Source organism: Pseudomonas sp. NKUCC02_KPG (assembly GCF_019345465.1).
Lineage (GTDB): Bacteria > Pseudomonadota > Gammaproteobacteria > Pseudomonadales > Pseudomonadaceae > Aquipseudomonas.
Genome location: NZ_JAHKRC010000001.1, coordinates 263,402 through 275,030, shown reverse-complemented (window position 1 = coordinate 275,030; position 11,629 = coordinate 263,402). Strand labels below are relative to the sequence as shown.

Sequence of the window (11,629 nt, the reverse complement as noted above, 5' to 3'; positions counted from 1 at the left end):
GGGGGTAAATGCAAGGGGCGGGCCAGCGGCGCGCTGATGATCTTTAGGTGGGAGCGGGCTCAGTGCAGGCGCACCCACACGCTGACCAGTACGGTGGCAGCCATCAGCCAGGCCACGGCGGCCAGCGCCAGTGACGCTTCAAGACGCATGCGGTCGACCAGTACGTACAGCGTTGCGAGGTAGACGAAGTAGGGAATGATCGACCACATGCCAAACACAATGGTGGTTTTCAGGTCGTCCACCGAGCGCCCTTTGCCGACGATGTAATGCGCAATCAGGGCAAAGGTCGGGAACAACGGGACCAGGCCCGCGATGTAGTAGTTTTTGGTCTTGGCCAGCATTGCCAGAATGATGACCACTGCGGCACCCAGAGCCGCTTTGAGTATCAGATCCATCAGTGCGCGAGCCCGTATTTTTTGACTTTATCGAAGAGGGTGGTCTTGGCCATGCCCAGTTCCTGGCTGGCCTGGGTCAGGTTGCCGCCGCTGCGCTGCAAGGCGTCACTGAGCAGGTTGCGCTCGAACGCCTCGACTGCCTCGGAAAAGCCCAGCCCCTGCGCCGCGTTGCTCCCGGATTTTTTGAAGGCAGGCAGACCCAGGGCGAAACGCTCGGCCACGTTGCGCAGTTCACGTACGTTGCCCGGCCAGTCATGGCTCATGAGGCTGGACACGGTCTGGTTGTCCAGTTCAGGGGCGGCACGATCAAAACGCAGGGATGATTGCTGCAGGAAATATTCGAACAACTGCAGGATGTCTTCGCGGCGTTCGCGCAAGGGCGGCAGTTCAAGTGTCACCACGTTCAGGCGGTAGTACAGGTCGCTGCGAAACTGGCTGGCCTTGCTCAGTTGATCAAGGTCGGACTTGGTGGCCGCGATGACCCGGCAATCAACGTCGATGCTCTGGTTGGAACCCAGGCGCTCCAGGGTGCGCTCCTGCAATACCCGCAGCAGTTTTATTTGCAGGTTGATCGGCATGCTCTCGACTTCGTCCAGAAACAGCGTGCCGCCATGGGCGTGTTCGATTTTACCGATGCGGCGTTTGCCAGCACCGGTGAAGGCGTTGGCTTCGTGGCCGAAAATCTCGCTTTCAAACAGGTTTTCCGGCAAGCCACCGCAGTTGAGGGCCACAAACTGCTGGGGATGGCGCCGGCTGAAGTCGTGCAGGCATCGGGCGACCAGCTCTTTGCCTGTGCCTGTCTCGCCTTCAATCAACACGTTCGCAGAGGTATCGGCGACGTTGGCGATCAATTCTCGCAAGTGCTGCATGGCCGGGGAACGCCCGATGATTCGCCCCTCGAGCGAGTCGCGTTCTGCCAACTGGCGACGCAGTGACCAGACCTCTCGGGCCAGGCTGCGTTGTTCCAGCGCACGGCGGGCCACATCCACCAGGCGCTCCGGGGAAAAGGGTTTTTCCATAAAGTCATAGGCGCCGTCACGCATGGCCCCCACCGCCATGGAAATATCGCCATGCCCGGTGATCAGCACCACCGGCAGGCTGCGGTCGCGGGCCTTGAGGCGCTTGAGCAACTCCAGGCCATCGATTCCGGGCAGGCGAATGTCACTGATGACGATGCCCGGGAAATTGTCGCCCACCAACGCCAGTGCCTGTTCGGCACTGCTTACGCCTTCGCTGCGAATGTCTTCAAGTGCCAGCGCCTGCTGGCATCCGAGCAGGACATGGGGGTCGTCTTCAACAATCAGGACGGTCAGGTCGTTATTCATAGGGGCTCGGTCTTGGCGGGTTGCACCAGCGGTAAAAGAAGGACAAATGCGACACCACCACTGGCCGGGAACTCGACGCTGAGGCTTCCGCCAGCGGCGGCTGCCAGGCTGGCTGACAGGGTCAAGCCCAGGCCCAGGCCCTGTTCGCCGGGTTTGGTGGTGAAGAACGGTTCGAAGAGATGCTTGCGGGCTTCGGGGTCGATGCCGGGGCCGTTATCGCGCACCAGCAGGCGGTATTTGCTTTCGCTGACCTCGCCCTCCAGCCAAAGCTCTGGCGGTGTTGACTGGCCCTGCATGGCGTCCAGCGCGTTGCCGATCAGGTTGACCAGGATTTGTTCCAGTCGGGTCTGATCAATCTTGAGCGCTACATCGCCGAGTGCTCGATGAAGTTGCACCCCGGACTCCTCCATGCGGCTGGCGAGCAATTGCAGGGCCGCATCGACGGCTTTGCCCAGGCTGGCCTGGCCCTGATCATCTCCACGGCGGGCAAACGAGCGCAGGTTGGCGGTGATGCGGCCCATGCGGTCGACCAGGTTGTTGATGGTACTGAGATTGTCGGCGGCGACCTTGAGGTCTCCGCGCTCAAGAAAACGCACGGTATTGCCCGACAGGGTGCGCAATGCGGCCAAGGGTTGATTCAGTTCATGGGCAATGCTGGTGGACATCTGCCCGATGGCGGCCAGTTTGCCCGCCTGTACCAGTTCATCCTGGGCACGGCGCAAGGTGTCTTCAGCCTGGCGTCGTTCACGGATCTGGCCTTTGAGTCGTTCGTTACTGGCCCGCAAGTGAGTGGTGCGCTCGGTGATCTTGCGCTCCAGCTGATTGTTGGCTTCTTGCAGGGCTTCGCGTGCCGCCAGCCGGGTGGCGATCACTTTGCGCCGTTCATTCCAGGCAATCAGCAGAAAGGCCAGCAAGGCAAATGCAACGGCGACCAGCGTCCCCTGATTCGCCGCTTCACGGCGCAGGTCCTGCAGTGGCGTGAGCAGGGTGATGTCCCAGGGTGTGTCATTGAGCTTGCGGGTTTGCGCCAGATAGCTGACTTCCTGCTGGTCGGTAACGATCTGGTTGTTATTGGCAAAGGTGACTTTTTCTACGCCGTCGGCCAGGTTTTCCCGTTCCAGCGGTACGAGTTCATTAAGCGGCCACCAGTAGTATTGAAGGCTGCGTGCCAGTCGCTCTTTGGTTTCGGCGCTGAGCGGGCGGATTGACTTGAGGCGTCTGGTGGGATCGCTGGACAGGATGATGATGCCGTTCTCGTCGCTCACATAGGCTTCGAGGCGAGCGCGCTGCCAGCGTTCTTCAAGGGCTTCGAGCCGGACCTTGATCACCGCTACGCCAATGATCTTGCCTTGTTCTTCGAGGCCGTGAGCCAGGTAATAGCCCGGTTCACCCGACGTGCTGCCGATCCCGTAGAAGCGCCCCGGTTGACCGCGCACGGCGTCCTGGAAGTAGGCGCGAAATGACAGGTCCTCACCCAGATAGCTGTCGGTATCTCGCCAGTTGCTGGTGGCCATCACGCGGCCAGTGGTGTCGAGCACATAAATGGCCCGGCTGCGGCTGCGACGGTTAAGGCCTTCCAGATACTGGTTGACGGTGACCCGGTTCTGCACGCTTGGGTCGGCCAGCAACCTGGAAACACTGGACTCCAGTTCCAGCAGGCTGGGCAGGTAAGTGTATTTGCCCAGTTCGCTTTCGACGGTACGGGCGTGGAGTTCGAGCTGGCGTTCGCCGGTTTCGCTCAGGGTGCGAATACCGAAGTGTTCACTGATGCGATAGCCCGCGTAGCCCAGGCCGATCGTCAACAGGATGATCAGCAGAGGTAGCAGGAAGTGGCGCAGTAGACGAGGTTTCACGGCAAGTGAGGGCGGAGCACCGCGGTAAAGAGTGGGGTCGCATTTCATCACAGATGCCTTGTCGCGATAAGAGGCACGCGAAAACTGTAGTCGCTGCCGCAGGCTGCGAAGAATACCCTGTGGTATCCAGAAAACGGGGGCTTTGGCCCCCTTCGCAGCCTGCGGCAGCGACTACAGGTATTTGGTTTGCACCAAATTTAGTGCTGCAGGATCTTGGCGAGGAAGTGCTGCGCACGCTCGGAGCGGGCTGATACGTCACCGAAGAACTCTTCTTTCTCGCAGTCTTCGACGATTTTGCCCTGGTCCATAAAGATCACACGGTCGGCCACCTTGCGTGCAAAACCCATTTCGTGGGTTACGCACATCATGGTCATGCCCTCGTTGGCCAGTTGCACCATCACGTCGAGTACTTCGTTAACCATTTCCGGGTCGAGCGCAGAGGTCGGTTCGTCAAACAGCATGACGATCGGGTCCATGGCCAGGGCGCGGGCAATCGCCACACGCTGTTGCTGACCACCGGACAACTGGCCCGGGTGCTTGTGGGCATGGGCCGACAGACCAACGCGCTCCAGCAGTTCAAGGCCTTTTTTAGTGGCTTCGGCCTTGCTGCGACCCAATACCTTGACCTGCGCAATCGTCAGGTTTTCGGTGATGGTCATGTGCGGGAACAGTTCGAAATGCTGGAACACCATGCCAACCCGCGAACGCAGTTTTGGCAGGTTGGTCTTCGGGTCGGCAATGGAAGTGCCGTCAACCGTAATGTCACCTTTCTGGAACGGTTCAAGGGCGTTGACGCACTTGATCAGGGTCGACTTGCCCGAGCCGGACGGGCCGCATACTACGACCACTTCGCCCTTTTTGACTTCAGTACTGCAATCGGTCAGTACCTGGAAGTCCCCGTACCACTTGTTGATGTTCTTGATCGAGATCATACGGCAAACCTTTTTTGCAGACGCTTGACCAGCAGCGAGGCGGAAAAGCTGATGATGAAATACACCAGACCGGCGAAGATCAGGAACTCATTGGAGCGGCCGATGATGTCGCCACTGGAGCGCGAGGCATTGAGGAAGTCAACCAGGCCTACGGTGTAAACCAGCGACGTGTCCTGGAACAGGATAATGCTCTGTTGCAGCAGCAAGGGGGTCATTTTGCGAAAGGCCTGGGGCAGGATGATCAGGCGCATGGCCTGGCCGTAACTCATGCCCAGTGCTTTGGCTGCACCCATCTGGCCTTTGGGAATGGCCTGCACGCCAGCTCGTACGATTTCGCAGAAGTAGGCGGCTTCAAACATCACGAAGGCCACCAGGCACGACTCGAAAGCGCCGATCGGGGTGTCTTTGCCGGTGATCCAGCGCAGCACGAAAGGTACGGCCAGATAGAACCAGGTAATGACCAGCAGGAGCGGGATCGAGCGGAAGTAGTTCACGTAAGCGCCGGCCAGATTGGCCATCCACTTGCTTGACGACAAACGCATCAATGCCAGCACTGTGCCCAGGGCCACGCCACCCACGACGCCCATGACCATGAGCTTCAAAGTCATGACCATGCCGTTCCACAGGCCTGGCAGGGCAGGGACGATGCCGCTGAAATCGAAGAAGTCCATTATTTACCCCCCAGAGACATCAGGCCGGGCACTGCTACTTTTTTCTCGATCAGGCGCATCAGCAACATCAGGCTCATGTTCAAGGTGAAGTAGATCAGGGTGGCCAGGGTGAAGGCTTCAAACAGGTTGGCGGAAAATTCAGCGGTCTGTTTGGTTTGTGCCAGCAGTTCCATCAAGCCGATCAACGAGGCCACGGAGGAGTTCTTGAACACGTTCAGGAACTCGGAGGTGAGCGGTGGAATGATGATCCGGTAGGCTTGCGGCAGCAGCACGTTCCAGTAGATCTGCGACATGCTGAAGCCCATGGCGCGGGCGGCAGCTTCCTGACCTCGTGGCAGTGCCTCGATACCGGTACGAACCTGTTCGCAAACCCGTGCAGCGGTAAACAGGCCCAGGCACACGACAACGCTCAGGTAAGCCGAGGTCGTCGGATTGAGGTCTTGCTTGTACCACTCCTGCAAATCAGGCGGCAGCAGGTCGGGTACCAGGAAGTACCAGATAAACAGCTGCACCAGCAGCGGCACGTTACGGAAGATTTCAACGTAAACCGTGGCGATGCCCGCGATGAAACGGTTCGGCAGTGTGCGCATGACACCCAGCAGCGAACCCAGGATCAAGGCGACAATCCAGGCGACAACAGCGATAGCGATGGTCCAGCCCAATCCGGAAATAAACCAGTCGAGATACGTCTCGCTGCCTACGCCGGTGGACTTGAAGAACACGCTCCAGTCCCAGTTGTAATTCATGCAGGGTCTCCCCTCAGATGGGTCTATAAACAAGCACTTGCTTCAGGGAATCCGTTCTCACCCGACAGGGTCGTCGGGCACACAAAACCCGCTCGATAACCAGCGGTTCGAGTGTTCTCTAATGCAATAAGAAGCTTAGTACAAAGGTGCTCGACAACTCCTCGAGCGTGATGACACACGCTCGGGAGTATCAAAGGTCAGAAATCAGGATTTCTTTTCTTCTGCTGGCTTGTCGTCTGCTGCTTTGTCTGTCGGGTTGGCGATCAGTGCCTTGAGCTCATCGCTCATCGGGAACATCAGGTTCAGGCCTTTTGGTGGAATAGGTGATTGGAACCAGGTGTTGTAGGTGTCGTTGATTTTGCCCGACTTGTAGTAGGCAACGATGGCGTCATCCACTGCTTTTTTGAACTCAGGGTCGCCTTTACGAACCATGCAGCCGTAAATTTCGTACGACTGTGGAGTACCGGTAACAGCCCAGTCAGTTGGCTTCTTGGCTTTAGCCATTTCGCCGGCCAGCAGGGCGTCGTCCATCATGAAAGCAACAGCACGGCCCGACTCAAGCATGTTGAAGGCTTCGCCGTGGTCTTTTGCCGAGATCACGTTCATGCCCATCTGCTTGTCAGCGTTCATCGCCTTGAGGATGCGCTCGGAGGTGGTGCCAGCCGTGGTTACGACGTTCTTGCCTTTCAGGTCAGCGAAGTCCTTGTAAGGCGAGTCCTTTTTGGACAGCAGGCGGGTACCGATTTCGAAGATGCCGACCGAAAAGTCGACTTGTTGCTGGCGTTCCACGTTGTTGGTGGTGGAGCCGCACTCAACGTCAACGGTGCCGTTCTGCACCAGCGGGATACGGGTCTGGGAAGTAACCAGGTTGTATTTGATTTTGAGGTCCGGCATGTCGAGCTGTTTTTTCAGCCCTTCAACGATTGCCAGCTGTACATCGTGGGAGTAACCAACCGGTTTGCCGGAAGCGTCCGCGATGTAGGAGAACGGAATGGAGGAGTCACGATGCCCAAGGGTGATGGTGCCGGATTCTTTGATTTTCTTCAGTGTGCCGGTCAATTCGGCTGCAAAAACTGGAGTGCTAATCAGAGCTGCAGCAATTGCTGCGCCCAAAAGTTGCGGAACGATGCGCATCGGTGTTTCCTCGACATTGTTTTTTTTATTGAGCCCGTTTGTGGGCCCTTTTGTACTTCGAATGTCTCAACAGACTAAACGCTCTGTTAAAGCATTCGGTCCAGAGTGTAGAGCATGAGTCGTGCCAGACATTGAATTTATGTCTAATGCTTTGATTTATAAGGGATTTAAGTTGATTGATGGCGGGCTTTAAAAGCGGTCGCGCCCGGAAAGCCGAATGATACAGGGGGGCGCGTTCGGAAAACCGAATGAAAGATGGCGCAGGCAGTTCGCGATTCAGGTAGTCAGTGTTTTCTGGCAAACCGTTCCGATTTCATCGCGAGCAAGCGGGATCGTCATGCCCTCACCCCACAAGCAATTGAGACCTGTGGGGCGGGGGAGCAGGTTTAAGCCGCTTCTACCTTGCGGTTTTTCAGATTCAGGGTGGCCATGTACTGGGACAGATGCGCCTGCTCTTCAGCGGTGGTAAACAGGCCCAGCTTGGTCCGGCGCCACAGAATGTCCTGTGCATCCAGTGCCCATTCCTGGCTGCACAGGTAATCGACTTCACGGCTGTAGAGGCCACTGCCGATATGCTCGCCCATGTCGCTCAGGCCTTGTACGCCGTCCAGCAAGCGCCACGAGCGGTTGCCATAGGTGATTGCCCAGCGCTTGGCAATCGCGGCATCCAGCCAGCTGTGTTTGCTGATCAGGGCGGCGCTCAGGGCTTTTGGCGTGGTCATGTTTTCGCCGCCCGGCAATGTCGCGGTGGCGGTCCAGCTCGGCTTGATCTGGGTGAAGTAGGGCGTCAATTGGGCCATGGCCGACTCGGCCAGCTTGCGGTAAGTGGTCAGTTTGCCGCCGAACACTGACAGCAGCGGGGCTTCGCCCGGTGCGCCGGACAATGCCAGGGTGTAATCCCGGGTCACTGCTGAAGGGTTGTCGGACTCGTCGTTACACAGCGGGCGCACGCCGGAGTAAGTGCGCAGGATGTCGCTGCGGGTTACTTGTTGCTTGAAGTGGGCATTGACTACATTCAGCAGGTAGTCGGTTTCTTCTTCCGTGATGCTTACTTTGGCCGGATCGCCTGTGTATTCACGGTCGGTGGTGCCGATGATAGTGAACTGATCCATGTAGGGAATGGTGAACACAATCCGCTGATCTTCGTTTTGCAGAATGAACGCATTGGGCGCGTCATACAGCTTGGGAACGATGAGGTGACTGCCCTGGATCAGGCGGATGCCGTAAGGCGAATCCAGCTTCAAGTCGTCTTTGATGAATTTGGCTACCCAAGGGCCAGCGGCATTGACCAAAGCTTTGCTGCGAATCGAAAACAGGCTGCCGTCAGCACGTTCCAGGTTCAATTCCCACAGCCCTTTGTTACGGCGCGCACCCACGCAGCGAGTCTGTGTATGGACATGGGCACCTTTTTCCCGTGCGGCCATGGCGTTAAGTACTACCAGGCGAGCGTCATCGACCCAGCAGTCGGAGTACTCGAAGCCTTTGGTGATTTCTGCTTTCAACGGGCTGTCTGCACCAAACTTGAGGCTGGTGGAGCCCGCGAGTTTTTCGCGCTTGCCCAGATGGTCATACAGAAACAACCCGGCACGGATCATCCACGCCGGGCGCAGGTGCGGGCGATGGGGCAAGACAAAACGCATGGGTTTGACGATATGCGGCGCTTTGGACAGCAGCACTTCACGCTCTGCCAGTGCTTCTCGTACCAGGCGGAACTCGTAATGTTCGAGGTAGCGCAAGCCGCCGTGGATCAGCTTGCTGCTGGCGGATGAGGTGTGGCTGGCCAGATCGTCTTTTTCGCAAAGGAACACAGACAAGCCGCGACCGGCTGCGTCTGCCGCAATCCCGACGCCATTGATCCCGCCGCCAATCACAGCAACGTCGTAAACCTCAGCGAGGGGGGTGGCAGGCAAGGTGGTCAGGGACATAAATGGGCCTCGCGTTCTTTACGCATATTTGAATGTGAACACTAATGTTCATTTTCGAAAATATTAGCGGATAAAGGCGAGGGTAGCCAGCACCCTTCGATTGAAAAAACTCATCGAAGGGGGGTTAAAAGAAGAATATCGAACATTTTGAATGGGCAGATGAACCTGCGGGCCGGTTACACCACTTCCAGGCGGATCTTGTTTTGAGCCAGGAGTTGCGCGAGTTCGGGCACGGGCGGCTGGTCGGTAACCAGGCAATCAATCAGGGTGATCGGGCCCAGCCGTACCATCGCATTGCGGCCGAACTTGCTGGAGTCGGCTGCCAGGATCGTTTGTCTGGCGTTGGCGATAATCGCCTGTGAGACGCGAACTTCCTGATAGTCGAAGTCCAGCAGGCTACCGTCGGAGTCGATGCCGCTGATACCGACCAGTGCAAAGTCGAACTTGAACTGGTTGATGAAATCGACACTGGCCTGGCCAACGATACCGCCATCGCGGCGTACGTTGCCGCCTGCGATCAGGACTTCAAAGTCATCCTTGGCACTCAGGATTGAAGCCACGTGCAGGTTGTTGGTGATGATTTTCAGGTGGTTGTGATTGAGCAGCGCCCGTGCAATCGACTCGGTGGTGGTGCCGATATTGATGAAAATCGAGGCGTGATCAGGGATCTGGGCGGCAATGGCTTCGCCAATGCGGCGCTTTTCGTCGCGCATCTGGTCTGCGCGCATGGCGTAGGCAGTGTTTTCAACGCTGGAGTCATAGGCGGCTCCACCGTGGTAACGGCGTAGCAGGTCGGCTTCTGCCAGTTGATTGATGTCGCGACGAATGGTCTGCGGTGTGACGATGAACAGCTGAGCCATTTCCTCGATGCTGACATAACCGCGCTCGCGTACGAGTTCGAGGATCTGCTGCTGGCGTGGAGGCAGATTCATTGATTTTCCTTTGGGCGGCGAAGCAAATTCGCCCATGATGCCGCAGGAAAGCGCCGCCTGCTACTCGCAGGTGCCATCAAATATTGAAGCGACTGCGGGCGCCAATGGCGCCCGCAGCAGTTATTGCCCGGTAGGCTTAGTTGCTTTCTTCGTGGGGTTCCCAGTCGCGAGTGCGGCTGACGGCTTTTTTCCAGCCGGCATAGAGCTTCTCTTTGCTGGCTTCGTCCAGCGCAGGTTCGAATTCGCGCTCGATCACGGCCTTGCCGCGCAATTCATCCAGACTGCCCCAGAAACCGCAGGCCAGACCAGCCAGGTAGGCCGCGCCCAATGCAGTGGTTTCGCGCATTTGCGGGCGTTCAACCAGGGTGCCGAGAATGTCGGCCTGGAATTGCATCAGGAAATTGTTGGCTACGGCGCCACCGTCCACACGCAAGGCTTTGAGGCGTTCGCCAGAGTCCTGCTGCATGGCATCCAGCACGTCGCGTGTCTGGTAGGCGATCGACTCCAGTGCTGCACGAATGATGTGATCAACGCGTACGCCGCGAGTCAGGCCGAATAATGCGCCACGGGCATACGGGTCCCAGTAAGGGGCGCCCAGGCCAGTGAAGGCAGGCACCAGGTAGACGCCGTTACTGTCCTTGACCTTGTTGGCGAAGTATTCGGTGTCGTGTGCGTCGTTGATGATCTTCAGTTCGTCACGCAGCCATTGAACGGTGGAACCACCATTGAAGACGGCGCCTTCCAATGCGTAGGCAACTTCGCCGCGTGGGCCGCAGGCGATGGTAGTCAGCATGCCGTGGGTCGATTTGACGGCGTTTGCGCCGGTGTTCATCAGCAGGAAGCAGCCGGTGCCGTAAGTATTCTTGGCCTGCCCCGGCTCGACACACATCTGGCCAAACAGTGCCGCCTGTTGGTCGCCTGCAATGCCGCCAATGGCAATACCGCTTTTGGTGCGGCCGTAGATTTCTGAAGATGACTTCACTTCTGGCAGCATTTCGCGCGGGATATCCAGTACCTCCAGCATCTTGGCATCCCACTCCAGAGTGTGGATGTTGAAGAGCATGGTGCGAGAGGCATTGGTGTAGTCGGTGACGTGGGTTTTGCCGCCGGTAAATTTCCAGATCAGCCAGCTGTCGACGGTGCCGAACAACAGTTCGCCATTGCGTGCGCGCTCACGGCTGCCTTCGACGTTATCGAGGATCCACTTCAGTTTGGTACCCGAGAAGTACGGGTCGGTCACCAGGCCAGTGGTGTCGCTGATGTATTGCTCGTGGCCATCGCGCTTGAGCTGCTCGCAGATTTCGGTGCTGCGGCGGCACTGCCATACGATGGCATTGTAGATCGGACGACCGCTGACCTTGTCCCACACAACGGTGGTTTCACGCTGGTTGGTGATGCCGATGGCGGCCACCTGATCGTGATGCAGGCCGGCTTGTGCAAGGGCCTCGACCATCACGGCGCTTTGGGTGGCGAAAATTTCCATCGGGTCGTGTTCAACCCAGCCCGGTTGCGGGTAGTGCTGTTGAAACTCACGTTGCGCCGTGCATACCACGTTGGCGTCACGATCGAAGATGATCGCTCGCGAACTGGTTGTGCCTTGGTCCAGCGCAATGATGTAGTTCTTATTCTGAATGTCGGTCATTTGAAAGTGCCTTGCAGAATGAGGGAGGTTGGGGGCGCGAGAAAGGTAACGGGCAGTAGGTCTCGTGCGCCCCG

10 protein-coding genes are annotated in these 11,629 nt (G+C 57.8%); all 10 read right to left on the bottom strand.

Annotation, left to right across the window (positions count from 1 at the left end):
• Window positions 1–59: 59 nt before the first annotated feature.
• The 10 genes from KO536_RS01285 to glpK all read right to left on the bottom strand — a co-directional run bounded on the left by KO536_RS01285 (window position 60) and on the right by glpK (window position 11,555).
• Window positions 60–386 carry a GlpM family protein gene (locus KO536_RS01285; protein WP_219260995.1) on the bottom strand — a complete coding sequence of 109 codons (327 nt, stop codon included), beginning with the start codon at window positions 384–386 and terminating at the stop codon, window positions 60–62.
• 8 nt (window positions 387–394) lie between these two features.
• The gene (locus KO536_RS01280; RefSeq protein WP_133075899.1) at window positions 395–1,720 is read right to left on the bottom strand and encodes a sigma-54 dependent transcriptional regulator; all 1,326 of its coding nucleotides are present in this window, start codon (window positions 1,718–1,720) and stop codon (window positions 395–397) included.
• Entirely contained in the window at window positions 1,717–3,621 is a 1,905-nt protein-coding gene (locus tag KO536_RS01275) for an ATP-binding protein (protein WP_219260811.1), read from the bottom strand. Before KO536_RS01275 ends, KO536_RS01280 begins: the two co-directional genes overlap by 4 nt.
• A 149-nt stretch (window positions 3,622–3,770) precedes the next feature.
• The gene (locus KO536_RS01270) at window positions 3,771–4,505 is read right to left on the bottom strand and encodes an amino acid ABC transporter ATP-binding protein (RefSeq protein WP_019823566.1); all 735 of its coding nucleotides are present in this window, start codon (window positions 4,503–4,505) and stop codon (window positions 3,771–3,773) included.
• A complete protein-coding gene (locus KO536_RS01265) occupies window positions 4,502–5,176 on the bottom strand; it encodes an amino acid ABC transporter permease (protein WP_016779682.1) in 675 nt (224 codons plus the stop codon). The genes KO536_RS01270 and KO536_RS01265 overlap by 4 nt, the downstream gene beginning before the upstream one ends.
• Complete coding sequence (locus KO536_RS01260; RefSeq protein ID WP_133075897.1) at window positions 5,176–5,922, bottom strand: amino acid ABC transporter permease; 747 nt, start codon at window positions 5,920–5,922, stop codon at window positions 5,176–5,178. The genes KO536_RS01265 and KO536_RS01260 overlap by 1 nt, the downstream gene beginning before the upstream one ends.
• 204 nt (window positions 5,923–6,126) lie before the next feature.
• Window positions 6,127–7,056, bottom strand: a complete 930-nt coding sequence (locus KO536_RS01255) for a glutamate/aspartate ABC transporter substrate-binding protein (RefSeq protein WP_133075896.1) — start codon at window positions 7,054–7,056, stop codon at window positions 6,127–6,129.
• Window positions 7,057–7,442: 386 nt separating this feature from the next.
• On the bottom strand, window positions 7,443–8,981 hold the full coding sequence (gene glpD / locus KO536_RS01250) for a glycerol-3-phosphate dehydrogenase (RefSeq protein ID WP_219260810.1): 1,539 nt from the start codon (window positions 8,979–8,981) through the stop codon (window positions 7,443–7,445).
• A 176-nt stretch (window positions 8,982–9,157) separates the two neighbouring features.
• Window positions 9,158–9,913: a DeoR family transcriptional regulator gene (locus KO536_RS01245; RefSeq protein ID WP_133075894.1), complete on the bottom strand. Its 756-nt coding sequence runs from the start codon at window positions 9,911–9,913 to the stop codon at window positions 9,158–9,160.
• A 136-nt stretch (window positions 9,914–10,049) separates the two neighbouring features.
• Complete coding sequence (gene glpK / locus KO536_RS01240; protein WP_133075893.1) at window positions 10,050–11,555, bottom strand: glycerol kinase GlpK; 1,506 nt, start codon at window positions 11,553–11,555, stop codon at window positions 10,050–10,052.
• Between the last annotated feature and the right edge of the window lie 74 nt (window positions 11,556–11,629).

Excerpts from the sequence above, each read along its gene's own strand:
- glpK (WP_133075893.1), bottom strand. The coding sequence starts at position 11,555 with ATGACCGACATTCAGAATAAGAACTACATCATTGCGCTGGACCAAGGC.
- KO536_RS01275 (WP_219260811.1), bottom strand. The coding sequence starts at position 3,621 with ATGAAATGCGACCCCACTCTTTACCGCGGTGCTCCGCCCTCACTTGCC.
- KO536_RS01260 (WP_133075897.1), bottom strand. The coding sequence starts at position 5,922 with ATGAATTACAACTGGGACTGGAGCGTGTTCTTCAAGTCCACCGGCGTA.
- KO536_RS01265 (WP_016779682.1), bottom strand. The coding sequence starts at position 5,176 with ATGGACTTCTTCGATTTCAGCGGCATCGTCCCTGCCCTGCCAGGCCTG.
- KO536_RS01255 (WP_133075896.1), bottom strand. The coding sequence starts at position 7,056 with ATGCGCATCGTTCCGCAACTTTTGGGCGCAGCAATTGCTGCAGCTCTG.
- KO536_RS01280 (WP_133075899.1), bottom strand. The coding sequence starts at position 1,720 with ATGAATAACGACCTGACCGTCCTGATTGTTGAAGACGACCCCCATGTC.
- KO536_RS01245 (WP_133075894.1), bottom strand. The coding sequence starts at position 9,913 with ATGAATCTGCCTCCACGCCAGCAGCAGATCCTCGAACTCGTACGCGAG.
- KO536_RS01270 (WP_019823566.1), bottom strand. The coding sequence starts at position 4,505 with ATGATCTCGATCAAGAACATCAACAAGTGGTACGGGGACTTCCAGGTA.
- glpD (WP_219260810.1), bottom strand. The coding sequence starts at position 8,981 with ATGTCCCTGACCACCTTGCCTGCCACCCCCCTCGCTGAGGTTTACGAC.